Annotated in this window: 20 protein-coding genes and 1 pseudogene; 12 read left to right on the plus strand and 9 right to left on the minus strand. The window is 31.8% G+C overall.

Features of this window, described 5'->3' with window-relative positions; genetic code table 11:
• Positions 1-3: 3 nt before the first annotated feature.
• Positions 4-1428 carry an amino acid permease gene (locus tag CLU81_RS23840; protein WP_099712113.1) on the plus strand — a complete coding sequence of 475 codons (1425 nt, stop codon included), beginning with the start codon at positions 4-6 and terminating at the stop codon, positions 1426-1428.
• A gap of 203 nt (positions 1429-1631) precedes the next feature.
• Positions 1632-1997, plus strand: coding sequence for a hypothetical protein (locus CLU81_RS23845; RefSeq protein WP_099712114.1), 366 nt, complete (start codon positions 1632-1634; stop codon positions 1995-1997).
• A gap of 58 nt (positions 1998-2055) precedes the next feature.
• Here the strand turns inward: CLU81_RS23845 and CLU81_RS23850 are convergent, their stop codons facing one another.
• Positions 2056-3180, minus strand: a complete 1125-nt coding sequence (locus CLU81_RS23850) for a DUF4238 domain-containing protein (RefSeq protein ID WP_158235368.1) — start codon at positions 3178-3180, stop codon at positions 2056-2058.
• Between the two features lie 257 nt (positions 3181-3437).
• Here CLU81_RS23850 and CLU81_RS23855 point away from each other — a divergent pair, with 257 nt between their 5' ends.
• The 3 genes from CLU81_RS23855 to CLU81_RS23865 all read left to right on the plus strand — a co-directional run bounded on the left by CLU81_RS23855 (position 3438) and on the right by CLU81_RS23865 (position 6285).
• Entirely contained in the window at positions 3438-4532 is a 1095-nt protein-coding gene (locus CLU81_RS23855; RefSeq protein ID WP_099712116.1) for a putative phage abortive infection protein, read from the plus strand.
• Positions 4533-4718: 186 nt separating this feature from the next.
• Positions 4719-5534, plus strand: coding sequence for a hypothetical protein (locus tag CLU81_RS23860; protein ID WP_099712117.1), 816 nt, complete (start codon positions 4719-4721; stop codon positions 5532-5534).
• A 49-nt stretch (positions 5535-5583) separates the two neighbouring features.
• Entirely contained in the window at positions 5584-6285 is a 702-nt protein-coding gene (locus CLU81_RS23865) for a hypothetical protein (RefSeq protein ID WP_144444556.1), read from the plus strand.
• A 323-nt stretch (positions 6286-6608) separates the two neighbouring features.
• Here CLU81_RS23865 and CLU81_RS23870 read toward each other — a convergent pair whose 3' ends face one another.
• Together CLU81_RS23870 and CLU81_RS23875 are read right to left on the minus strand one after the other, a co-directional pair.
• Positions 6609-6881: a hypothetical protein gene (locus CLU81_RS23870; protein WP_099712119.1), complete on the minus strand. Its 273-nt coding sequence runs from the start codon at positions 6879-6881 to the stop codon at positions 6609-6611.
• Between the two features lie 269 nt (positions 6882-7150).
• Positions 7151-7465 (minus strand): annotated as a pseudogene (locus CLU81_RS23875) (XRE family transcriptional regulator); the annotation flags it as partial.
• A gap of 256 nt (positions 7466-7721) precedes the next feature.
• Between CLU81_RS23875 and CLU81_RS23880 the strand changes: the two are divergent.
• Positions 7722-9326: an arylsulfatase gene (locus CLU81_RS23880; protein WP_099712120.1), complete on the plus strand. Its 1605-nt coding sequence runs from the start codon at positions 7722-7724 to the stop codon at positions 9324-9326.
• A 285-nt stretch (positions 9327-9611) separates the two neighbouring features.
• A complete protein-coding gene (locus CLU81_RS23885; RefSeq protein WP_099712121.1) occupies positions 9612-11654 on the plus strand; it encodes a DKNYY domain-containing protein in 2043 nt (680 codons plus the stop codon).
• Here CLU81_RS23885 and CLU81_RS23890 read toward each other — a convergent pair whose 3' ends face one another.
• Together CLU81_RS23890 and CLU81_RS23895 are read right to left on the minus strand one after the other, a co-directional pair.
• A complete protein-coding gene (locus CLU81_RS23890) occupies positions 11655-12575 on the minus strand; it encodes a hypothetical protein (protein ID WP_099712122.1) in 921 nt (306 codons plus the stop codon).
• Between the two features lie 134 nt (positions 12576-12709).
• Positions 12710-13063, minus strand: a complete 354-nt coding sequence (locus CLU81_RS23895) for a helix-turn-helix transcriptional regulator (protein WP_099712123.1) — start codon at positions 13061-13063, stop codon at positions 12710-12712.
• Between the two features lie 369 nt (positions 13064-13432).
• On the opposite strand from CLU81_RS23895, the gene CLU81_RS23900 reads away from it, so the two are divergent.
• The 5 genes from CLU81_RS23900 to CLU81_RS23920 all read left to right on the plus strand — a co-directional run bounded on the left by CLU81_RS23900 (position 13433) and on the right by CLU81_RS23920 (position 16783).
• Positions 13433-13621 (plus strand): hypothetical protein, encoded by a 189-nt coding sequence (locus CLU81_RS23900; protein ID WP_144444557.1) that lies wholly within the window; start codon positions 13433-13435, stop codon positions 13619-13621.
• A gap of 104 nt (positions 13622-13725) precedes the next feature.
• Positions 13726-13914 (plus strand): hypothetical protein, encoded by a 189-nt coding sequence (locus CLU81_RS23905; protein ID WP_144444558.1) that lies wholly within the window; start codon positions 13726-13728, stop codon positions 13912-13914.
• Positions 13915-14017: 103 nt separating this feature from the next.
• On the plus strand, positions 14018-14203 hold the full coding sequence (locus CLU81_RS23910; RefSeq protein WP_144444559.1) for a hypothetical protein: 186 nt from the start codon (positions 14018-14020) through the stop codon (positions 14201-14203).
• A 160-nt stretch (positions 14204-14363) separates the two neighbouring features.
• On the plus strand, positions 14364-15932 hold the full coding sequence (locus CLU81_RS23915; RefSeq protein ID WP_099712127.1) for a thioredoxin domain-containing protein: 1569 nt from the start codon (positions 14364-14366) through the stop codon (positions 15930-15932).
• Positions 15933-15943: 11 nt separating this feature from the next.
• Positions 15944-16783 carry a DUF6625 family protein gene (locus CLU81_RS23920; RefSeq protein WP_099712128.1) on the plus strand — a complete coding sequence of 280 codons (840 nt, stop codon included), beginning with the start codon at positions 15944-15946 and terminating at the stop codon, positions 16781-16783.
• 101 nt (positions 16784-16884) lie between these two features.
• Here the strand turns inward: CLU81_RS23920 and CLU81_RS23925 are convergent, their stop codons facing one another.
• The 4 genes from CLU81_RS23925 to CLU81_RS23940 all read right to left on the minus strand — a co-directional run bounded on the left by CLU81_RS23925 (position 16885) and on the right by CLU81_RS23940 (position 24822).
• Positions 16885-18234 (minus strand): TlpA disulfide reductase family protein, encoded by a 1350-nt coding sequence (locus CLU81_RS23925; protein ID WP_099712129.1) that lies wholly within the window; start codon positions 18232-18234, stop codon positions 16885-16887.
• Between the two features lie 171 nt (positions 18235-18405).
• Positions 18406-19710: an ATP-binding protein gene (locus CLU81_RS23930; RefSeq protein WP_099712130.1), complete on the minus strand. Its 1305-nt coding sequence runs from the start codon at positions 19708-19710 to the stop codon at positions 18406-18408.
• A 1-nt stretch (position 19711) separates the two neighbouring features.
• Positions 19712-20533 carry a peptidoglycan-binding protein gene (locus CLU81_RS23935; protein WP_099712131.1) on the minus strand — a complete coding sequence of 274 codons (822 nt, stop codon included), beginning with the start codon at positions 20531-20533 and terminating at the stop codon, positions 19712-19714.
• 143 nt (positions 20534-20676) lie between these two features.
• Positions 20677-24822 carry a DUF4157 domain-containing protein gene (locus CLU81_RS23940; protein WP_233209760.1) on the minus strand — a complete coding sequence of 1382 codons (4146 nt, stop codon included), beginning with the start codon at positions 24820-24822 and terminating at the stop codon, positions 20677-20679.
• Positions 24823-24824 lie beyond the last annotated feature (2 nt).

Below are 24824 nucleotides of genomic sequence, written 5' to 3' on the forward strand. Positions count from 1 at the left end.
TTTGTGAAAAACACACCCGAAGACGCACAAGATAATCAGCTTAAACGTGGGCTGACGAATCGCCACATTCAGTTAATTGCTTTAGGCGGATCAATAGGAACAGGACTTTTCCTTGGTATTGGTCCAGCGGCAGTATTAGCAGGACCATCTGTTATTTTAGGATATGCTATTGCCGGGATTATCGCTTTTTTTATCATGAGACAACTTGGCGAAATGGTTGTCGAAGAACCTGTTTCAGGAAGCTTTAGTCACTTTGCCTATAAATATTGCGGTTCTTTTGCCGGTTTTGCATCGGGGTGGAATTATTGGATTTTATATATCTTAGTGAGTATGGCTGAACTTACAGCCATTGGTGTTTATGTGCAGTTTTGGTGGCCCGAAATTCCGCTATGGGCATCGAGTTTGTTTTTCTTTCTGGTTATTAACGCTTTGAATTTTGCCTCTGTAAAAGTTTATGGAGAAACAGAATTTTGGTTTTCGATCATAAAAGTTGTTGCCATTATTGCAATGATTCTTTTTGGTACTTATTTGCTAATAAGTGGAACAGGAGGAGAGCACGCTACAATTCATAATTTATATAACGATGGAGGTTTCTTTCCAAAAGGTTTCTTTGAAAAAACTGCAACCGGTGATTTTCAAGGTTTATTATCTGCAATGGCGCTAATTATGTTCTCTTTTGGAGGTTTAGAACTTATTGGAATTACCGCTGCCGAGGCCGAAAATCCAGAGAAAAACATTCCGAAAGCGACAAATCAGGTTATTTATAGAATCCTTATATTTTATGTTGGTGCATTGGTAATTTTATTTGCTTTGTCGCCTTGGAGACAAATTACTACAGATAGTAGCCCGTTTGTAATGGTTTTTCAAAATCTAAACGGAATGGAATTTGAGCTATTTGGCACCAAAATATTTTTTACAAAGCTTATTGCTAATGTGCTTAATTTAATTGTATTAACTGCAGCTTTGTCTGTATATAACAGTAGTGTTTATAGTAACTCACGTATGTTATATGGTTTAGCAGATCAGGGAAGTGCTCCTAAGTTTTTAAAGAAACTAAACAAACATTCAGTGCCAATTAATGCTATTTTAATCTCTTCGTGTTTTGCAGCGATTTGTATTTTAATAAATAAAGTAATGCCCGAAGAAGCCTTTAGTATTTTAATGTCTTTAGTAGTGTCTTGCTTAGTTATTAACTGGGTTATGATTTCGTATACGCATCTAAGATTTAGACTTTCGAAAGACAAGGAAAACACAAAAACTAAGTTTCCTTCCTTATTTTATCCGGTAAGTAATTATATCTGTTTTGTGTTTTTATTTGGTATTTTATCCATCATGTGGATCACAAATATGAAGTTATCCGTAGAATTAATTCCTATTTGGTTAGGTATTCTTTTTATATGTTTTAAAGTTTTGAAAACGAAAAAATAGGTAGGTTTTATTACTTCATGTATAAAATTATTTTGCAATAGATGAAGTAACAAGCTTCTTAATATTTTAATATGCTATTAAATATTCGATAAATTTAAAAAAGGTCATTTCATTTAGACAAATAATGGTCAATTTAAATTGGTCTTTCTAATTATTTAGTGATTCGTGTAATGGATTAAATCCAATAAAATAATTATTAAAAAATGCAGATTCAAAATTTAAATCAACTATATCTTTCGTCGAATTTAACTTATTGGAACATTTTTGTTTACAATTTATTAAAAAATGGAGTTTCGATAAAAATATCCATTTCGATAGAAATTGCCGACAATGGCGGATTGATTCCGGCTCTCACGAATTACAAAATGGTATTCCATAAAGGATATTTAAATACTACTCCTGATTTACGTAAGGTTGCAATTGATGTTTCTCTTCCTTCTTACGATTCTAATACCTTATTTGCGCAAGCTATTCGTATGATAATCTTAAAGGGAGGATATGTTGAGTTTGAACGTAGTTCAAGTGAATACCATTTTTTATTCAAATATAGAGCTAAAACGAAAACTTAATTTATGCGTAATTAATTTTCCTCCGCTGGTACGAGCGGGACACTCGCGCTAGCGGGTATTATGACTTTTCATCAATTGGTAGAAATCTATAAACTATGTGAGTATAAGCTTTGAATTTTACGTTTTTCCTGTATTGATCATCAAACGACTTTAGTTTGACAGTGGATGATTTAGAGATAAAGTTTAATTTTTGAACACATAGCTTGATATTTAGATCTGAAACACCCATTTCTATCATTTGCGCGGTAAGGTTATCAAACCCTTTGGGAATATTCATTTTGTGCACGTTAATAGATGCATCGTTCGCTTTTTTATATTTTTTAGATCTTTCATAAAGTGTGTCTATATAAAGTTTAGATGCCTTATGATTAAAATTAATTGTAGTTTCAGAATTGAGAAACTGTAGAAGATTAAATTGGTCAATACTGTTTTTATCATCGATGGTTACTACCTGCTGTTTTTTAGACCCAAGTTTATAAATATTAGGATCATATGCAATTAGCATATATGAATCGTTCAGTGGCAAGAACAATTGCAATCCTTTTAATCCAAAATCTCTTTGGCTGCCGATCGTCCAGTTTCGTTTTTCTAAAAACTGATTGTAGAGAACTAGGGGATTATCTGAAATAATGAAGGGGGTTGAAGTTGTATTTTTAATGAGTTTGTATTTGAGGTCCAAAAGATCAGAAGCCAGTAGTTCTGCGGATTGGAGTGAGTCATGTTTTCCTTGATAAGTTTGATGTTCCTTTAATTTAGAAACCATGTCATCACTGGAGAGATTACCTTCACTAATTTTAGATTTAGTTTCGGGAAGCTTTTGCTCAAGATTATTTAGAATTTTGAAATGAATAGGATTTCGAAGATCCAAAACAACCATAAAATGCAACATTTTAAAATGATCTTTACTTTGGGTAATTGGCAGTTTTTCTTTTTCCCACATTTCTTTGAAGATTGGAGCGGAATCAGTTTCGTGCTGTGAAAGCCAATTTTCCAGATTTCCGTCCTGGTCATAAAAGTAATCACTGCTGAGTTGTGAAGAAATCGACACCTGGTTTTTGAAAGTATTCAATTTTGTATTAAACATACCAATTGTTTTTCCATTATTTTCATAAGAGAAAAAACGCTGGAAAAACTGCGGAACAAAGTGCTGATTTTTTGTAATATGTTTTTTCTGTTGAGCCATTTTCATTTTTCTAATAATCTCGCGGCAGAATGGGATTTATTCAGTTTATAATTAAGCCGGGTTAAATTCTAAAAAAATGTTTCAAATATATAAAACTTACCAAAATCAAAAAGCAGTATAAATACGTATTGTAAATGATTTTGAAAATTATTTCTTTGTTACGGTTTTCCGTAATAAAATTATGCATTAATTAATTTTATTTGTGTGTAACTAATATTAAAACATAATTTTTTATAATTAAATGCTGCTTGAATATTATGAGTAAAGAAATAAATAAGGAGAATGAAGCAATAAAATTTGGAACAAGGCTAAGTATACTTTATATAATTCTAGGTGTACTAGGCTTTGTTTTAATAATGTTACCTATGATTGCTTATTCTAGTGATAAATTGGAAAATGTAGGTATTGTTGGCGATACACTTGGAGGTATTTTAAATCCAATCTTTGCAGTTCCAGCAACCATTTTAACTTTTTTAGCATTTTGGGTACAATTTAAAGCTAATCAAGAAGTACAGAATCAATTTAAAATCCAACAATTTGAGAGTCAGTTTTATGAAATGGTACGACTTCACAAGGAAAACATTAACGAAATGAAAATTTCGGGTTATGACTATAATATTTCTAAAACTCTCAATGAGAAAACAGGAGATAGTACAATTACAAGGAGCCAAGTAGAAAGATTTGTTGAAGGTAGGAAAGTTTTTGTTTCGATGGTTAAGGAGTTAATTGCTTGTTATGAATTTTGCAAATTATACGATATAACTAATAAATATAATTCACAAGAATTATTAGAACTATCATATAGGATTTTCTTTTTTGGTTCTCAGTCAAGTCTTGTTTCCTCAAAGACAATTGATGATGATTATATTCAAATGATTAAAGATCAGTTAAAAATAGTAAGAGATAAACATAAAGAAAGCATCGGTGGAATAAATGAATTTTATATACAAGAATCAAATAAGACCATAAAACTGCATATTAAATATGCCCCATTTACGGGACATGAAAACCGATTAAGTCATTATTACAGGTATCTTTATAGTACCGTTAAATATGTTGTAGGAAAAGAAAAAGAAGGACTAATAACATACAATAAATCGCGTGAATATTTGAAAGTTTTAAGAGCACAAATATCAAATGATGAACAATTAATGCTTTATTATAATTATATAATTGGATTTGGAAAAGATTGGGAAAATGAGGGTTATTTAACAAAGTATAGAATGTTGCATAATTTACCTATTGATAAAGTAAAATATGCTGTAGCTCCAAGAGTTCATTTTCAGAGCTTTATAAGCTCTATAAATCAAGATGAGGGAGATTTGTTTGAATGGGGAGATATAGATAACTAAAATTTAATTCGAGGAACATAAGTAACAATTCAAAAAATGCTGAATATAAAATTTTCAATAGCAAAAAAAGTAAATTCTGATCGTCTTCTCTGCAAAGACAGCTTTCGAGCTAAATTTTAAGACAGGAGGTAAAAAAAATATACAATTTGTTATGATTTTTAAATCAGAATTAAAAAAAAATAAATAATGATTAAAATCATTTATCAAGCAATGAAACTTAAACAACTAATTTATATACTTATTGCACTAGTATTATTTGTAATAATATTATTGACAATAGATATTTTAACGGGATTTTGGTATTGGAATCGATATAACTTAATTTTCGATTCGTATGAATTCAATAATCTAGTTACTCCTAGTCTAACAATTATTGCGACTATTATTTATGCATACGCACTATTTCTTAGTCTTAAACAAAATAAGATAGTACTGAGTCAAAATATAAAACCGCATTATGAAAGAGAAACAGAAAATTTGATTAATGATGCTCGTAACATTAAAATTGAAAACAAGACAATTCATTCTGATCAAGATATTAATGTTACAAATTATATTCAATTTATAAATGAATCAATACTAAACCTTGCAAAGAACAAAGAATTTTTAGAGGATTATCAGAATTATAATAAAGGAGAAAAAATAACATCGGAATACATTATGAATAGAGATTACATATGTGATCTTATGTTTTTATCTGGATTTACTATGTTAAATAAAGTTTCATTTTTTTATGACAAACTTAAAGGTTTTATTGAAGAAATTAATCATTCAAAATTAATATCGGAAGACAAAGAACTTATAAAAAAAAGATTAACGGGTAGTTTATTAAGTGACTATATTTCCTTTATTGAATTTGAAGATAATTATGGAAATATCATTCCTCCAGTTCCGTTACTTTTTGCTGATCTTAATAAAAGTGAGGTAAAATTTGAACATATTAGTAAAACTGATTTTAGAAAACATTACGAATATTTCAAAAAGGAATTTAACAAGCCATAAAATTAGAATAGCAAATTGTATCATTAAAATTTTAAATAAAATTAAATATATGGATCTTATTAACGTCAGTAGAAGAATAATGGTAGATATTGAAAAACTGGATGATATTGTAGATTCTTACTTTGAACCTATTAAAGATTTAACAGATACAGCTTCAGATATTTTTACTCCTATTAAGGCAATTCATTCATTATACACTTTTAATAAAAAAATAAAATTCAAGAAATTCCTTAAAGCTTATGCAAAGAGCTTGAATGAAAATGGGTTTAGCAATTTTGATGATACTGAAAAATTAAAAAGATATCTAAAAGATGAGAAGAATTTTAATTTTCTGAGTGATACGATTGAAAATGCTATTAACTCGAAATCTATGTTTGGATCTGTTTTGTTAGGATATTATGCGGGGCAGATATTATCTCAATGTGAAAGAATAAATTATAAGGATCTTATTATTATTGAAGGGCTAAAAGAGTTAAACGATATCGAATTATCTTGTTTTGCAAGAATTTATAATAGGGCTGATCTTTCAAAAATGGTGATTTTTCATGAGTTAAATTTACGCGGATTTGAATTTTTTTCAAAATTGACAATTGATAAACTAATTCAGTTGAGATTTATCACAAAAGATCATACTGTTTATCATGGATCTAATGGAAGTTACAATTTTATATCTACAAATGTTGCTGAAGAATTATTTTTCCTCATAAAAGTAGTAGGATTAAACGACGAATTGCTAAATTTTCATTATTAAATAATGTTCCAAAACAAAAAAAGAGACTTTAAAAGTCTCTTTTTTAAATTAATATATCTTTATAAATGATTATTTATGCAACTGTTTCAAGTCTCCTAAATTTGGACACGTTTGTTATGTCAAAATTGTACTTCAATTTTCATTAGCTACGAAATTTCAGAAAACGTATAATTAAGCATAGATTTTGACATAAAAAAGCCCTTTTCTTACGAAATGGGCTTTTCGTCTTGTGATCCTTACTAAATAATTTACAAAGAATCGTAAGATTCCTAATTTTTTAAGGGTTACGTTTTAATTAATTTCTGTTATTCTATAATAATCTTTTAAGAATGAGTAAAAATATGAATAGATCTGCCTTCGCATGCGCCTTGATATTGTTGAAAAACAACTGCTGATTTAGCAATTCTACTCATTGTTCTTGAGCTACAAGCTTCGCTAAAGGATGAACTAAAATTTCCGTAAAACCAAGAAGAATCGCTTGATAGAGTGTCATAAGCTGCCCATGATTGCTTAATAGTGCTGTAGGGTGCAATTTGATTTACATCAAGTGATTCATTTACAGGAAGTAATTCAAAAAAATCATCTAATTTTTCCATAATTTAGTTTTTAAGTTAGTAGTAAATAAAAGAAAAATTATATAGTATTTAACACGTATTTATACCTGATTTTATGTTTCTTGACTTTTATTGTAAAAAAATACAGTCATTTTATTAGTCTTAGCAATTGTTATATATCTGAAACTCGCTCTACTAAGAGTTCTTTTTAAAAGGCAAATGTTTCCTGACTTCGCATTTATAATACTTCCAAAACCAAAAAAAGAGACTTAAAAAGTCTCTTTTTTGTTTTAAATATCTTTATAAACAAATTATTTATCCTTAATCAATTTCTCAAACCTCGCCATCATTTCATCTTTCTCTTTCAACATACGCTCATACAAAGCAATTTTTTCATCATATAATTCCACAATTTTGTCAATTGTATTAAAAGTAGGATTGTCATTTCTTTGATATCCAATACCATTATCACCAAATGAATTAGAAATAACATTCACCGCTTGTTCTTCATCAAAATTCTGAAAAGCTTCAACTGGAATTTTTAATACAGCTGAAATTTGTTTTAACAGATTTTCTTCAATTACATCTTTCTGCTTAAGCATAGAAATTTTCTTCTGATTCCAGTCATTTCTCGGATTTTCTGGGTTTTTCTGTTACAAATGCTTGAAAAATTGTCATTTAGTTTAAGTTGCATTTTGATTTTTGTTGTTTCATATTATAACATGAAACAACTTTATGTGGTTTACTCGTAAGTACTTTCTTTAAATTTATCTTATCGATTATAGTATTGCCAAAAAATAATGGATTTCCATTATTTAAAAATGTAATCAATTTTGAGATACTATAGAAATCTAAAGCTTTGAATAATTTAAAACCCTTATTATGAACAGAAAAAAACTTTTATTATTAGTATTGGTGATTTCGTGTTTTTCGAGTCTGCTTATTAATGCGCAGTCAAAGAAAAGCCCGAATATTATTATTTTATTGTCAGATGATACCGGATGGGGAGATTTAGGTCCTTATGGCGGTGGAGAAGCAAGAGGAGCTGCAACTCCCAACATCGATCGTATGGCAAATGAAGGTATGCAGTTTTGGTCATTTTACGGACAACCAAGCTGTACACCGGGAAGAGCAGCATTAATAACCGGAAGAATACCTAATCGAAGCGGTATGACTACGGTTGCATTTCCTGGAGATGGAGGTGGTCTTCCTAAAGCAGAATGGACATTGGCTTCTCTGTTAAAACGTAAAAACTACAATACATTTTTTGCCGGAAAATGGCACCTTGGCGAAGAAGATTATTCTATGCCAATTGCACAAGGTTTTGATGTTATGAAGAACGTTACTTTATACCACTTAAACGCTTACACATATACAGATCCGGAATGGAATGCTGATATGCCAGACGATATTAGAGCAACATGGGTTAAAGGAACCAAAGGAGCTTTAGAAGGAGAAGCTGGAAAACCATACAGAGAAGTTAGAAAAATAGATGGAAAAGTAATTCCGTTTTTAGATCAATATACAGAAGAAGAATCTATAAAATGGCTTAAGGAAAATGCAAAAAAAGACAAACCATTTTTTATGGAAATTTCTTTTGCTAAAAACCACCAGCCAAATTTACCACATCCGGATTATGCTGGAAAATCTGCAGGAAAAAACAAATACGCCGATTGTATTGTTGAACTAGATGCCAGAATTGGCCATATTATGGATGAGGTTCGTAATCTGGGAATTGCCGAAAACACTTTAATTATCTATACAGTAGATAATGGTACTTGGCAGGATGTATATCCAGATTGCGGATATACACCTTTTAGAGGTACAAAAGGTACAGATAGAGAAGGAGGAAGCCGTATTCCAACATTGGCTTGGTGGCCGGGACAAATTAAAGCAAATAGCAAGAATAGTGATATCTTAGGAACACTTGATTTTATGGCAACATTTGCAGCATTGTCAGGGCAGGAATTGCCAACGGTAGACAGAGAAGGTAAGCCAACAATTTTTGATAGTTATGATATGTCTCCGGTTTTATTTGGAACTGGAAAATCAAAACGAACAATGTGGTTTTATTTTACAGAAGATGAATTATTGCCGGGAGCAATAAGAATTGGAAAATTTAAAGCAGTCTTTAATTTACGTGGTGATAACGGACAAGCAACTGGAGGTTTAGCAGTAGATTCTAATTTAGGCTGGAAAGGCGGCTCGAGTTATGTAGCAACTGTACCACAAATATTTGACTTATGGGCAGATCCGCAAGAGCGTTACGATTTATTCATGAACAACTTTACAGAGAAAACGTGGTTCTTGCCAACTGTTCAGAATATTATTGGAGAATTTGCCAAAACCTATGAAAAATATCCACCTCACGTAGTACAAAGTAACCTGTATCCTGGTCCAATTACTATTGATAACTATTTGAAGCTTAAAGATGCACAAGAGAAATTAAAATCGATATCAACTTCTAAAAGAAGTGGTGGCGGGTGAAAATAAAAATCAAATTTATTTATAATTTAGTACTGTTTCATGCAAGAGCCTATAACTTATTTAAGTTTTAGGCTCTTTTTTAATGTTTTAGAATCTGATTGTTTCTTTATCGAAATAAAATATTTCTTCCCAACCTTTTCGCATTTTTATGCCTCTATCTTTATAGGAAGAAAATTTACTTTAAAGATTTTTGTTTCAGTACTCTTGTAATGGAATAAATTTTTGTTTTTTTACTTCTGTATAATAGTTGAAAATTCAAAAGCATTCTCCACTAAACAAAAATCGATGATAAAAAAGTTTTTCATAACCATTAGTTTCGGATTGTTATTGAGCTGTCAAAATAGTAGTATTCCGGCATTGGCAGATCCTGCATTAAAAGTAGAATACGAATCCGGAGGATGTAATTTTGTTGAAAATCCAGCCTACATCGTCAACAAAGATTATGTTGTTTATCAGGACTATTGTACGCATATGGTTATTTATCCTGATTTAGCTTCTTTTTCGATTAGAAAAAATGAAGAATCTGCTTTTGCTTTCGATAAAAACGGAATGTACGTAAAAGGCGAATTTATTAAAACAGATACTTCAGGATTTACCGTTTTAGGAACGAATAAAGAAATGGATCTCCTTTGGAAAACAAAATATAAAGTATTCAAAAATTCGACCGAATTAAAAGACATTGATGTAGCAACCTTTCAGGCTAATCCAAGTAAAAATCTGAGTCGAGAGGATCAGGTTTTATATTTTAAAGACAAAAACTCTATTTATTATTTCGATAAAAAGATTGAAGGTTCTGATGGCGCATCGGCAAATACAAATCCGAATGATTTTTGCCACGATAAAAATCATATGTATTCTAAAGGCGAAATCGCTTCTTTTGGTAATGAGCCGTATCAATATGTGAATTATGACTTCTTTAAAACAAAAAATTTCGTTTTTGACAGGCAGCATCTCATTGATAATATGAAGCCTGATTCCTTACAAGCGCTATCAGGAAGTTATACAAGATACAAAAACGACGTATATTATCAGGGTAGAAAAACACCAATTCAGCTTGACAAACATAGCCAAGTTAAAGTCTGGAGTGTTAATAATCAAGACCGTTACATTACTGACGGAAAAAAACTTTTTAGAGACGATGAAGAAATTCATAAAAAAGTAGATCTGTCTTCTTTCGGATTCTTTTTCAATTCTGCTTGTTTTTATGATAAAAACGGAGTTTATGAAATAAGATATGATCCCGAATCGAAAAAAGATATCATTGAAAAACTGCCTTTTAATTACACCGAAAAAGTAAGCAGTGCGAATACTTCTTACAACTATTTTTCAAAGATTGTATTTTATAAAAATCAGGCTTATGCAACTCGTACAAAATCTTTCTACGAAAATTTAAGTCAAAAGGAGATTGCATTGGCAAAAGCACAAAAGAAAGATATTGATGATTTTGACGGTTCCAATAAGGTTATTATCGATTTTAGTTTTTCTAAAATGAATGATCGTATTTATTGTAATAATAAAAAGACAGGATTTGATGCAGAGACATTTGTGTTAATGGATAAAAAAGCTAAATATTATAAAGATAAAAATGTTGTTATTTATTATGAGGAAAGAGATCACGAGATAAAAATACTAAAAGATATTGATGCAAAATCAGCCCGAACTTTGAATATATTTTTGATCGATAAAAACTACTTGTATTGCCGAAATGTAAAGATTATCAAAAGTACGAATATAGAATTACTGGCTGCTTTTTCTGGATATAGAGGTGGTTTTTGCGGTAATGATTCAACACCGATTTCGGATTTTTATTTATTTAAAAATTCAGAAGGTTTCTGGCTTGTAAAAATCTCAGACGATATTTCGTATCGCTTTTTAGGAAAAGTATTTGACCGCAAATGGGATCCGGCTTTTGAACCAATTGATCTTGCTAAAAAATATGGAAATAAGAGAACAATTGTGCTTCAAAAACCTGTTGTTATACAGGACAAAAAGAAACAGTATGAGGAAAATCGAGTTTTTTCTGCTTCTGAAGTAGAGATATTACCAACATTTCCGGGAGATATCGATAAGTTTTATGCTTTTTTAAAGAAGAATTATGTTGTGCCAAAAGCAATACTTGATGAAGAATATTCGAGCGGCGCAGTTTTTGCAAGTATAAGAATTGAAAAAGATGGCAGTATATCTGAGATAAAAATTCTTCGTGATCGTGGTTATGGTTCAGGAAAAGAATTAGAAAGAGTCTTGAAATTATCTCCAAACTGGATTCCGGCAATGATAGACGGAAAACCAGTAAGATGTTTGTTTACTATCCCGCATTATATTCCGTAATTAAATGCTATTTAGTCTTACTGATAAACTTTTTAAATCTTGTTCAAGAGAACGAACGGTGGCTTGCAGTTCATTTAGCATATTGGCTCTGGAATATAAATCATCGGCGGTGTAAATTCCGCCATCGTAGAAAAAAAGCTTTTCGGTTTCAGTATCTATTTTCCCATCAAAATTGTATTGCAGCCATCTGTTTTTGATACTTTCCTGAAGATCATTTTTACCGGAATTACTAAATTGTTTTTCGTTTAGAATTGCCCATATAGAGTTGGGATATGCGCCATCAGAATTATCATTGAACCAGATATTTCTAAGCAGATTTCTTTGTAGTTTTAAGTTGATTTTTTTTCCTTTAGGAGCAATGGTCAGCGCTCCTAATCCGGCACTTAATAATCCGCCGCTTACACCAACTATATCACTTGAATTATTGTTTTTTATTAAAACAGTTGCCACAGTCGTTAATGCTCCAATAGTTACAGAAGCGACCGTAAGATTTCTGGTTTTTTTATTATTGATATCGTTAACAAAATTGGCTAGTTTATTGATGCGTTCGCCATTACAATCTAATTCCGAAGCCAGTGCATTTATCTCTATACTGGTAAGAATTAAGCGATCCGTGATTTTTTGTTTTAATACCAGTCTTTTCAAAGTGTCTTTTTTGGTTTGGAGATATTCTGTCAGATAGGTTTCAATACCAATAGCATTGCTTATCAGGATATCATGCTGAGATAAATTAGCTTTTAAAATACTGTCGTGGTTTGCTGATTTATTTGGGAAAACTTCGAGTTTAGAATAATCATAGTCAATTGTAGGCTGACAATAGTTACTGGTGAGATAATCAATTTTTGGACTATTCAAAACCGTTGAACATGATGATACAAAAACAGATATAACTAATAAAATAAATACTTGAAGCTGTTTCATATAGATTTAGTTTAACATTAAAAATACAAATTAACCTTTTACAGTTATCGATAAAATCAAATAAAAAAAGCCCATTTCGAGAGAAATGGGCTTTTCAGTTTGTGATCTTAACAGGAATGTTAAAAAGGAATAGTTTAAGAAGATTGAAGCTGCATCTTTAAAAGCATATTTTCGTTTTCTAATTTTTCAATGTATTTTTTCATTACTGCCAATGTAAGATCATAATATTCATTGTCAGGAGCGAAATCATTAGACCGATTGATGTTTGTATTATCATCCAGGAAATAAACATCATCTTCTGATTGGTATATGGTTTCAAGATTGGTTTCTAAAACTTTGGCTAAGATATTCCATTCGCTCTTTTTTATTTTAGTAATGCCGGATTCTCTGCGGCTATATTGAGATTGAGTGATTCCTAAATGAAAAGCCATTTCCTCTTGTTTTATATTTTTTTCTATTCTTTTTTTTATGAGTTTTTGTTTAATCATGAATCTTGTTTTGTTAATGAGGTTGTTTTGTTGTTATGTGTAATTTTTGGCTATTTTTTTCTGAATTTATTTTAAAAATAGCTTTAAAATGAGTTTTTAGCATATTTTAAACTGATTAATAAACACATCAAAAACTTATCAATACGACGTTTTGTTAAACAAAAAACCTGAAAAACTATAACAATTGGGCAATTATGCTCTTTTTAGCATATTATATGCTTAATTGAACATAGGTAAAACCTTACGGATTTTTGACATTTGGAAAAGTTATTCTTCTTATTTCAAGTCAAGTGCACGTGATTTAAATAGTAAGCATGACCCATTCATTAACATTAATAACCTAAAAAAATAACTATGAAAACTCAAAAAATGAGCCTTAGCAACATTCAGGGCAGACTTACAAGAAGTGAATTAAAAACAATTATGGCAGGAAGCGGAGTCTATGATGGACCTAAGTCGGTTAAATGTTGTAATCAATCTACTGGCCGTTGTGGTGACTGTGCATCTAGTACTGGTATACCAACTTGTTCTCAAGGATATGAACTAAAAGATTGCTAAAATTTAAAAAAGGGCAGAAACTATTTCAAAGTAGTTTCTGCTTTATATAAGAATTGTCAAAACAAACAAAGAACATTAAAAGATAGTATATGAAAACTCAAAAAATGAGCCTTAGCAACATTCAAGGCAGACTTACAAGAAGTGAATTAAAAACAATTATGGCAGGAAGCGGTGTCTATGATGGACCTAAATCTGTTAAATGTTGTAGCCAGGCTACAGGCCGTTGTGGTGATTGTGCATCAAGTACTGGTATACCAACTTGTTCACAAGGCTACGAACTAAAAGATTGCTAAAATCTGTAAAGAGCAGAAACTATTTTAAAATAGTTTCTGCTTTATATGATAATTGTCAAAACAAACAAAGAACATTAAAAAATATTATATGAAAACTCAAAAAATGAGCCTTAGCAATATTAAAGGGCGACTTACAAGAAGTGAATTAAAAACAATTATGGCAGGAAGTGGTGTCTACGATGGTAATAAAGCTTGGATGTGCTGTTATTATTTTGGAAAATGTAGTGACTGTGCATCTGGTCAGGGATTCCCTACCTGTAGTCCAAATACTGAATTAAGACCTTGTTAAAAAATAAAAAAGCAGAAACTATTTTCAAACTATTTTCTGTTTTTAAACTAAAGATCAAATTAAATTACAGCTATTAAAAAAATTGTACTCTTGAATTGTTAGTAGTATAAACAGCCAAAAAAATAACCAACAATCAAAAAATAAAATAAAGAGAATTATTATGCTTCAAAACTACAATTGCCTTCATACATATCTTAAGGCAGAAGGGATAAATATTGATAAAGAAGAATTAATATTTCAAAATAAGTCTCATCCTAATTATCCTTCCTTACTATCAATTTCTGATACTTTAAGTTTTTTCAATATTAAAAATGGTGTTATTAAAGTGGCGATTTCAGAATTAGAATTGTTACCTGATCGATTTGTTGCATTTTTAAAGAATGAAATTGGGTTATACGAACTTTGTTTAATTGAAAAATCAAAAGAGAATTACTTTTTTAGCCAAAATGGTAAAAAAGGAATAATTAGCAAAGAAGAGATTGAGAATAAATGGGATAATATTGTGCTTTTGGTTGAAAATTCAGAGACCGAAAATGAAGTTACAAATGACTATTTAAAAAAGAGTTTACCGCTCTTAACTACTGTTTTTTTTATTTATTGCATATTGCAATTTGGAAAAACTTTTGAGATTAAGACTTTTTTTATATTCTCATTTATTGGCCTTTTTTTATCTGCTATTTCTTTAAAAGATTTATTTGGTATCGATGGCGGATTTTTGCAAACCATATGTGATAACAAAAAAACAGGCACAAGTTGTACTACAATAACGAGTTCTAAAAAGTGGAAAATATTTAACTATGTTACTTTTAGTGATTTGAGTATTATATTTTTTCTTTTTCAGTTTATTGGTTTGTTTTTATTTAATCTGAGAAACGAAACAGCAATTTTCTTATATATCCAAAAAGCAGTTCTTTTTTCCTCAATTCCTATATTGATTATTTCTGTTTATTATCAAAAATTTGTAGAGAAAAAATGGTGTCCGGTTTGTTTATTAACGGCTCTTTTGCTTTTGGCAGAACTCTATTTTTTAAACTTATTTTCTCATGATATTGTTGTCGTGACAAAAGAAATTTTCTTTTTAGGTATAACCTGTTTTTTTGCTGTAAGTATTGGTTGGTTTAAACTTAAAAAAATATTAGTTGCACAAAAAGACTTAAAAGAATCATCAGTAAAGAATAATCGTTTTGTGAGAAACTATGATATTTTCAAAAGTGTTTTATTGTCTAATCCAAAAATAGACGTAAGCGTAAACAATCCAATTATTCTTGGAAATAAAGATGCTAATACCGAAATAACCCTTATTACAAGCCCGTTATGTAGTTTTTGTAAAGACGCACATCTTTTAATAGAAAGCTTATTAGACAAATATAGAGACGATTTAAAAGTTGTAATGATCATAAAAGTTGATATTGAAAAACAAACAGAAGATTATAAATGGTTTTATAGAAAACTAATGCAAAATTATTTGATTGAAGGCGAGGAGGTATTTACAAGCGCTTTAAAACATTGGTTTCTAACAAAAAATATTGATGATTTTAATGCAAAAGATAATTTTCAGATTGAGATTGAAAAAATTGACGAAATATTCAATTCGCAAAACGATTGGTGCATAGAAAACAGTATATATTCAACGCCAACAATCCTTATAAATGGTTATCCTTATCCCAGACCATATGAGAGAGAAATTTTAGAACATTTTATTAATGATCTTTTAGATGATAATTTTTAATTTCTCTGATTATGAATGACACTTCCAGAATTGCTATTATTACTTGTTGGTATGGCAAATATCCTTGGTACTTTCCTTATTATCTTCATTCGTGTGGATATAACGAAACGGTTGATTTTTATATTATTACGGATAACACAGAGGTAATTCCGAATAAACCCAATAATGTAAAAATTATCCATAAAACATTAGAAGACATAATTACTGATGCTTCAGAAAAATTAGGATTCACTGTAAATATTGATCATCCGTATAAACTTTGCGATTTTAAACCAGCTTATGGTTTTTTGTTTCCCGAAATTATAAAGGATTATGATTTTTGGGGACAAAGTGATTTGGATATTATCTATGGCAATGTTCGTGATTTTATAGATGAAGAAATGCTTCAAAAATTCGATTTTATAAGTCTTCGGCATGATTACACGACAGGATGTTTTGCCTTGTACAAAAATACTCCATTGATGAATAATTTCTTTATGCGAAGTAAAGATTATAAAAAAGTGTTTTCTGATCCAAAACATCATTGTTTTGACGAATGTAACTTTGTCTGGGATGCACTAACAGATGGAGAATCTATATTTGATCTCGACACTGAAATTGAAAGTTTTACTCATATTATAAAAAAAGCAGAGCAGGAGAATGAAATTAAAGCTCATTTTGATTTTATTCTGCTTGAAGGACTAACAGGACGCATAAATTTTGATAACGGAAGAATTTTTTACAAAAATCAATTCGAAGGAATATTATATCATTTATTCTGGCTGAAAAAAGATTACAAACCGGACAAAGTTCCAAGTAGAATTCCGGAGAAATATTACATTAGTAAAACCAGAATTTATCATTCAAGATAATTCAATCAAACGAAGGATTTAAAAAGCAAGATATTGATCTTTAAAATTGTAATTGTTATTGCAATTTTGATCCGTATTTTGCTTTTTAAATCCTTTATCTGTTATTGTATTTTTAAACTATTTAAAAGCTCAATAAGTTTAGGATCAGAAGGTGTTGGCGCGCGTGCACTAATAATATTGCCATTTGGATCAAGAAGAATAAATGTTGGAATTCCCTGAACATTATAATCTCTTATAAATTTTGATTCCCATTCATTTTCTGCCAATAATTGAATTCCGCCTAATTGTTTTTCTGTAACAAATTTGCTCCATTTACCGCGATCTTTTGCTGCATCTATCGAAATACTGACAAACTCAATATTTTTTCCTTTATACTGTTCCTCTATTTTCTGAAGAAATGGAATTTGTTCCAGACAAGGACCACACCATGTTGCCCAAAGATCGATGTAGATATATTTTCCTTTCAGATTTTCTAAAGCAATTTTTCCTCCTTTTTGATTTTCATAATCGAATTTTGGAGAAGGATTTCCAAGTTGTAATGCGTTGGTTGCATTATAGTTTTTGGTAAGTGTTTGTTTTATAACAGGATCGTTTGTAAGGGATGAAAATTCTTGATATATTTTATCATAATCCTGATTTTCCATGCTAATATCGTTTGTTGAGTTTTCGATTAAACGATTTTTTATGCTTTGACTTTTTAAAGCCTTAATTTTTGGAATTACATTTTTAGCCGAAAGTGTAGGACTATCGCTCTCAACGTTTTCATAGAATTTACTTAAAACAATTTCCTGATATTCACTTGAAAATAGAAAATCAGAATTATTATCCAAATCGATTGTTTCATCAATCTTTGGGTATTTTTCAGAAACGGTAAAACCATTTACGTTTCCGTAATAATAATGGTATTTTTTATAAAAAAGCAAATGTTTTTGTTCCAGGTAATGAATATTTCTGGCTTCTTTTTCTTTAAAATTAAGATCATTAAATTTTGTTTTGAGGTACAAAATGTTAACTGAATTTTTTATTTCCTGAAGCTTTTTCAGGAAGTCATTTTCATTAAGTTTATAAAGTTCCTGATCGGTAATTGCTGAAGTTATAAGTTGCTTTTTAGCAAGATATTGATTTTCGATATTTCCTTTTCCGGTAAATTTTAAACTTGAAGTTAGGTTTGCATCATCAGCATTTATTATCAATTTGGAATCTTTAGATAAATAGATCGGAATACTATTTTTAGTGGTTTCAATTTTATAAATCCGACCACTTTCTAATGCAAGATTTTCTGAAAAACTGCCATCTGGTTTTAGTTTGATTTCTTTATCAAGTAATTCTCCTTTAATTTTAATTATTCCATCTTCAGTATTTGTTATTTTGCCGGAAACAATTATTGTATCCTCAGAAGTTGTGAAAGAGTACAAAATTACAATTAGTAATAAAAAAAAGGTTTTTTTCATTTTTGACGGTTAAAGAGTTTGGACTTTATCTAGATACTTATTTTTAAATAAGTATTTAAAAATAAGTATTTTTTAAGAATAAAACTATAAAATGATATTATTTGTAAAATCTGCCGTTTTAACCGGAAATCTCAAAATTTCACCTACATCATTTCACCTACATCATTTCACCTACATCATTTTACCTTCTTTTGCATATTCTTTTTTAATTCCCTGAAGCAGATGATTTAAGTTGATACTTTCATTTTTATCTTCTAAAGTTCGCAGACAAGCATATTGAATAATATTGACAATATTAGCGCCTGTAATATCGTATTTTTTTGAAAGTTCATTAAGGTTTACATCTTCAGCAATCTTAATTCCTTTAGGCAGATTATTTTTCCAAAGCTGTAAACGCTCTCCATACGAAGGCACTTCAAACTCAATTATAGATTGAAATCTTCGGGTAAAAGCGGTATCAATATTGGTTTTAAAATTAGAAGCCAAAATCACTAATCCCGGATGATTTTCGATACGTTGCAGTAAATACGAAACTTCCTGATTGGCGTATTTGTCGTGTGCATCCCGAACATTTGTTCTTTTTCCGAAAACGGCATCAGCTTCATCAAAAAATAGAATCCAGTCTTTGTCTGCGGCTTTGTCAAAAAGAGAAGAAAGATTTTTTTCGGTCTCGCCAATGTATTTCGAAATTACCATTGACAAATCAATTCTATAAACATCTCTTTGAGTATATTTTCCTAAAAGTGAAGCCGTAAGTGTTTTTCCGGTTCCCGGTGTTCCGTAAAACATGACTCTGAAACCGGGTTTTATTTTGGCTTTCATATCCCATTCATGCAACAGAATTTCGTTGAATTTAAGCCAGGTTTCTATTTCTTTTATCTGATTTAAAGTATTCGAATTAAGAACCAAATCGTCCCAATCTAATTGCGTTTCTATTAATTGCGCAGGGAAAGTACTGCTCAATTGAGGTTTCAGGATTTTTCCGGTTATGAATTTTTCAATGTATTCCTCTTCTAAGATTAATAAACCACTTAGTTTAGGTTCACCATTGGGAACAGATTCTATTTTTATAATGCCTTTATGATAAAGATAAGATTGATTGTGCAGGTAATTATAGAATGAAATTCGGTTTTCCAGATCATTTCCGGCAACTAAAAACTGAGCCGTTTCTCCGGTTGGTAAAATTCCTCGATGATTTTTTGTTTTCAGTCCGCCAAACTCAGGCAGTTCACCGCCATTTGGTAAATATTCGGCAATAATCGAACTCAAAAAATCAGGCTTCATATGTGGAACGAGAGATAATCCCAAGATAAGAATATCAATTTCAGACAGATTATTTTCGATGATAAATTCGTCAACAAAACCATTTGAACCAAGTTGATTTAAAACAGGTTTTTCTATTTGATTCTCAACCTGAAAAAGAGCATCAAGCTGAAACGCAAATTGGTTTTTTAGGTATGTGAATATATTTTCCATTTTATGCTACTAATGATTCAATTGAAAAAAAGTCAATTTTGGATTGTTTAAAGTTTCTGATTCTGTTCATGACAGCGTTTCCATTATGTGAACCATCAGAATTTGTATTTCCTTCTATAGTTTCAATGATATCGCCGTGAACTGCAGTTACAATTCCTGTATGAATCCAATCGTTTGGTGTTTTTTGAAGCAGAAATATATCTGCTGGTTTTATCAAAGCCGAATTCGTTCTTGCCGTTTGATAACGAGTCAGTATTTTTTTCTGAAGACCAGTTGCACCAACAATATCACAACTGTAAGTTAACGGCATCAGGTTTTTAAAGTTTTTTCCCTGAACAGAAGCCGCCTGATCGATAATTGCCTCAACAAAGCCCATACACCAAAACCAGTCTGTTCCTTCATGACCGTCCATATAACTTCGTACCCAAGGTCCGGTATTACTTTGATTGTTGATTGTAAGTTCAAAAGGATGATTTTTGAGATGGTTTTGAGCCGTATTGAGAATTAATTCTCTTAGATTGCTTCCTGATATTGGACTTTCAAAAGCTTTTTTGAGTGGCGACGCAAGTTTTTCGAACAAGTTTTGATCTACATTTCCGTTTTGAGGCAAACCGCTGAATTTTTGATAATTCAATACAGCCTTTTCTGTTGCAGGACCAAAATCGCCATCAATACCCGTTGCCGTTGCCGAACCAGGATTCTGCATAGCAAATAAATTAAGCCAGGACTGAATTTTTTCGACGTCTTTCTTGTTGTTGTTTGCTCCGTTTCTTTGTTGTGTCGCTTTAATAAGCAGTTCTTTTTGGTAGAATGTTTTTTGCATGACTTTATTTTTTTAAATGTTTTCAAATTATTGTCTATACAATCTCTCCAGTTTTTATTTTATTTTGGTCGCCCTGAAGATTGAATTATTATTAACTTTTTTATTCTTTCGTTAATAATGAAAGCGGTAAATCATTAGCACTTTTATGGTGGTGTATTTAATCTTAAAAATTCATTAATCTTAGCAACAAGCGCAGCCCTTGCCTGAGTTTCTCTTCTCATCATCGTTCTTCTAAATCCAGTATCAACAGGAATATTCAATTCAGCGTGACGAGTCCATTGTGAATACGATTTTGAACCTTTTGATGAATTTGCTCTGGGGCTTAATGCGGCAAAGTTGTCTATTAAGTTTAAAACAGCAATTTTTTGTTCAGTAGTCAGAAAGTTAAAATCAGACATTTGTACAATTGTTGCAAATGGTATAATATGATCCGCATGTGCAGTACCGTCAACAGTTAACGATAAAAAGGCAGGGTCTGGAGCAGTAGATGGTAATAGGGATTGTGCCCAAGATTGTATTTCCGGAGAAGGCGTTTGGCTTCTCAAATATTCATTATCTTCATTTATAATGATTATTTCTCCAGTACTTATTTTGGTAACAAAATTACTAAATACAGTACTGAATTTACCACTTTGTCTACGGAATCTATAAGAAACTAAACCTTGTCTTTCTGGTTCTACTATTTCAGCTACATAAGATCCTGTTATATAAGGAGCTTTAATATGTTGTCCAATACTTACAGGTGAGCTGCCTCCCGGAATGAGTTTTTCCCAAGTTCCTTGTGCAATACCTTCATTTATAGTTGAGGTATTATAGGCAATAGTTGAAGTAGGGTGATTTAAAATTTTCATTGTTAATTGTTGTGTAGCTGCATTTTTTGCAGTAACTAAATAATAGGTATCATTTGGTTTATCCAACAACAAATCTTGAATATTTATTTCAGCTCCTGATTTAGAAATGTGTATAACAGACCTCTGAACATAGGTGAAATCCCAATTTTCTCCACCATCGGTAACAGATGAAATATTAATAACATTAGCATGATCGGTATTGACTTTATTTTTAACTGCCTCTGCTTCTTCCTGAGTAATTTGTCCTCCGTCTTTTTCTTTTTCAGATTCACTATTAATTTCAGCTAAAGCTCCCGCAATTGGGCCACCTGCTGTTGCTGCTTCAGGTTGGCTTCTTCCCATTACTCTGTCCAATAAAGCCATTCCTCTGTCAACAGCTTGATTCACCAACCATGTAAGCGCTTCATCAACCATTTGTTGTACAGAAATAATCATTTCGCCAATTCTTGCGCCAATTCCGGTTAAGCCAACCTGATTTGCCAGGAATCCTATTACGACAGGCATAGCTTGTCCCATTGTTCTTTCGAGATAATTGGCTGCTGTGGCGACATTACCTCGGGCAAGATCTGCAACTCCGTTGACAAACGAATTGACAACTTCGAGCATTTCACGTAAGTATTTTATAAAACTTTGTATCGCATTAAAGAAAGCCATAGCGCCGTTTATCACCGCCATGATTCCGGTTGGATCTAACATGCTTAAAAGCCTAGCGGTAATTCTATTCACAATGCGTTCCATGACAAAGTTTTTCACAGCATCGAGAACGGTATTCCATAAATTACTAAGCTGTTCTTGTATTTTATCCCAAATGGCCGCCATACCGCGTTCCTGAACATCTTTTATAAATGTCCAGATGCCTTCGAGCGTATTAATCGCGCTGCGGATTCTGGCAACTCTTGCAGCACCAATTCGAGGATGTGCGGCAAGTTTTTCCCAGATTTTTTCCATCGAGATATTCAGCACTTGTAATACCCAGGCAATAACACCGCGTAGAGAGAAATCAGTAAGTACCGGAATATTGGCATCTTTCAACTCGCTCATCAGCCAGCCGGTTACACCATTGATTAAATGGGTTACAATATTGTCAAAGAATTGTATAAATCCTTGTTTAAGCGCTCGCAATATATTTTTCAAGAAACCAATTGGATCTTTCTTGATGTCTTCAATAGCTTCTAATGCTCTTGTAATGATATTTCCGATGAGGTCAAAAGGGAAATTCATGATTTCGAGAATGGCTATAATTACAATTCTGACAATTTCTGCCACAAAAGCGATTAGTCGGCCAATAGGTTCTCCAAATTTGTCAATGATTCTCAAGAAAGCATCTAGCGGATGAATAAGATCATTGATAGTCATCGAATCCCAAATATCAGTAAAGAGCTGTATTATTGATTGTGGCGTCATGTTGAGCGCTGCTACTGCGGCTTCAACTTCGCCTGCAATTCTGGCTATTGCACCAGATTCAACCATTTGTGCATATTGTTCTTCTCCGCCATCCATGAGGCTCATAAATCCTCTTATTAGATTTGGAATTGTACGTGGTACAGCTTCTTGTGTAAAAGGATCTTTACCAATAATTACTTTCACAAGCGAATAACCTCTTACAGTTGCAGCTTGCGAAGACAGCCATCCTAATAGTGAATCCTTAACAAGTTCTAATACTTTTAGCGCTACGCCTGAGGCAAAATCCCAAACCTTTTGCAGGAATGTTCCCGCCTGAGTGGCAAGCGCAGAAAGACTATCGCCAATGTTTGCCAGATTTGCAGGCTGAATGGCATTCCAGGCTGCAGTTATAAGTCCGCGAAGTTCACCTAATAAAGAATTGAAAGTTCCAACCTGAGTATCAAGCCAGTCAGCAGTTTTTTGAAGCGTGCCTTTTTCACGCATTTGCTCAAGCTCTGTTTGCTTGTCTATCAGGATTAAGAAATCTTCTAATATTTCGACCGTTGTTGAATTGACTGCCACATCGCGAAGCGGATCGTATTTGATTATTTTTTTGATTAATGACCACGCTTTGTTTTCTGCAAGTAAAGGTTCTGCAACACCAATTAAAGCTTCTTTTATCCAGGTAATTACCTGATCAACAAGCGAAGTTGCGAAAGTAGTTACGCGATTTACTAAGTCATTAAATTTAGTTCTGGCAACATCTATAAAAGTTGTAACCGAAGATTCGTCCCAGGCATCCTGAACGAGTTTGAGTAACGAATCCATACTAAGACCCAATTCGCTCAAACGAGTATTGACCCAATCAAAAACGCGATCAATAATACCATATTCTTGCAATTTATCGAATATGGCTGTCCCAAAAGGAACCAATCCCATAAACCCTTCGATAAGATTAATGGCATTTCTTTCGACATTTACATCATTCAATGGATCGTAACCTGCTACAACTGTAAGAAGCGTATAACCGGGAACATGTCTGACGTTGTTTTTTATAAAATCAGGAATCGCAAAGGACAATAACGAACCCTGAATCATTTCGGGAGCAGGGGAGATTGGTTCCGCTTTTTTTCTAATAGCTGCTCCTTGCTGTACTGTATGTGTTAATTCGTGGGCGAGTAAATGTTTACCGTCTTTTGAATTTGGATTGTATTTTCCTTCGTTAAAATAAATATTGTTTCCCGTTGCAAAAGCCTGCGCACCCAATTGCTTATTCATTTGAACAGCATTGGAATCATTGTGTATGCGAACATTGCTGAAATCGGCTCCAATGCCTGATTCCATTTCGGATTTTACTTTTCCGGATAGAGGAGAACCGCCGCCTTTACTGCTGTTTAAATTGGATTCTAAATTAGAATTATCACTAGGATTGGCATCGCCGGAAGGGCTTTTTTGTATTTGTTTATCCTCGTCTTTGCCTTGTTTATCTTCTTCTTTTTTCTGTTGTAAATTTTCTTCTTCTCCTTTATTTTTATTTTGGATTAAAGGTTTAAGTGAAAGTGTTTTTTTTGAGGCAGTTTCTGTTTTTTTGACTTCTGTCTTTTTCTGAATTGTCTCCTCTTTCTTCTGAACTTTATCTTCGAGTTTATGCTGAATTAAAGTTTTTGAAGAAAAAGCCGGATTGATTTCTCGTTTTTCCGGTATTCTGGAATCGAGTTTATTTTGAATTAATTCCTCTTTTAGCTGTACAATAGGTGTTATGGTTTGGGCTACAGTTTTTCGCTGAATTTGTTTGTTTTGCTCTTCTTGTTTTTGAACATTACCTGCCAATCTTTTTTGTACTACCGGCGATGGCGAAAAGAAAGTGTCTGCTTTTGCTGTTTGTTTATTAGCAACCACTTGGTCTGCAACTCTATCGGCTTCAACTTCAAATTTATCGTTAGATTTTCCTATATTCAATTTTGCCTGTACCCCAAAAAAAGATTCCTTCCCCTTGTCATGATGTGACGCGGAGTGCGAAGGATTCGTATTTGTTTTTTTGGTTAAGACTGGCATAT

Source organism: Flavobacterium sp. 9 (assembly GCF_002754195.1).
Lineage (GTDB): Bacteria > Bacteroidota > Bacteroidia > Flavobacteriales > Flavobacteriaceae > Flavobacterium.

Bases quoted from the DNA above. Each gene is read 5' to 3' on its own strand.
- CLU81_RS23895 (WP_099712123.1), bottom strand. From the start codon at position 13,063: ATGATTAAACAAAAACTCATAAAAAAAAGAATAGAAAAAAATATAAAA.
- CLU81_RS23885 (WP_099712121.1), top strand. From the start codon at position 9,612: ATGATAAAAAAGTTTTTCATAACCATTAGTTTCGGATTGTTATTGAGC.
- CLU81_RS23935 (WP_099712131.1), bottom strand. From the start codon at position 20,533: ATGCAAAAAACATTCTACCAAAAAGAACTGCTTATTAAAGCGACACAA.
- CLU81_RS23915 (WP_099712127.1), top strand. From the start codon at position 14,364: ATGCTTCAAAACTACAATTGCCTTCATACATATCTTAAGGCAGAAGGG.
- CLU81_RS23940 (WP_233209760.1), bottom strand. From the start codon at position 24,822: ATGCCAGTCTTAACCAAAAAAACAAATACGAATCCTTCGCACTCCGCG.
- CLU81_RS23905 (WP_144444558.1), top strand. From the start codon at position 13,726: ATGAGCCTTAGCAACATTCAAGGCAGACTTACAAGAAGTGAATTAAAA.
- CLU81_RS23855 (WP_099712116.1), top strand. From the start codon at position 3,438: ATGAGTAAAGAAATAAATAAGGAGAATGAAGCAATAAAATTTGGAACA.
- CLU81_RS23880 (WP_099712120.1), top strand. From the start codon at position 7,722: ATGAACAGAAAAAAACTTTTATTATTAGTATTGGTGATTTCGTGTTTT.
- CLU81_RS23850 (WP_158235368.1), bottom strand. From the start codon at position 3,180: ATGGCTCAACAGAAAAAACATATTACAAAAAATCAGCACTTTGTTCCG.
- CLU81_RS23930 (WP_099712130.1), bottom strand. From the start codon at position 19,710: ATGGAAAATATATTCACATACCTAAAAAACCAATTTGCGTTTCAGCTT.
- CLU81_RS23890 (WP_099712122.1), bottom strand. From the start codon at position 12,575: ATGAAACAGCTTCAAGTATTTATTTTATTAGTTATATCTGTTTTTGTA.
- CLU81_RS23870 (WP_099712119.1), bottom strand. From the start codon at position 6,881: ATGGAAAAATTAGATGATTTTTTTGAATTACTTCCTGTAAATGAATCA.
- CLU81_RS23860 (WP_099712117.1), top strand. From the start codon at position 4,719: ATGATTAAAATCATTTATCAAGCAATGAAACTTAAACAACTAATTTAT.
- CLU81_RS23900 (WP_144444557.1), top strand. From the start codon at position 13,433: ATGAGCCTTAGCAACATTCAGGGCAGACTTACAAGAAGTGAATTAAAA.
- CLU81_RS23925 (WP_099712129.1), bottom strand. From the start codon at position 18,234: ATGAAAAAAACCTTTTTTTTATTACTAATTGTAATTTTGTACTCTTTC.
- CLU81_RS23920 (WP_099712128.1), top strand. From the start codon at position 15,944: ATGAATGACACTTCCAGAATTGCTATTATTACTTGTTGGTATGGCAAA.
- CLU81_RS23910 (WP_144444559.1), top strand. From the start codon at position 14,018: ATGAGCCTTAGCAATATTAAAGGGCGACTTACAAGAAGTGAATTAAAA.
- CLU81_RS23845 (WP_099712114.1), top strand. From the start codon at position 1,632: ATGCAGATTCAAAATTTAAATCAACTATATCTTTCGTCGAATTTAACT.
- CLU81_RS23865 (WP_144444556.1), top strand. From the start codon at position 5,584: ATGGATCTTATTAACGTCAGTAGAAGAATAATGGTAGATATTGAAAAA.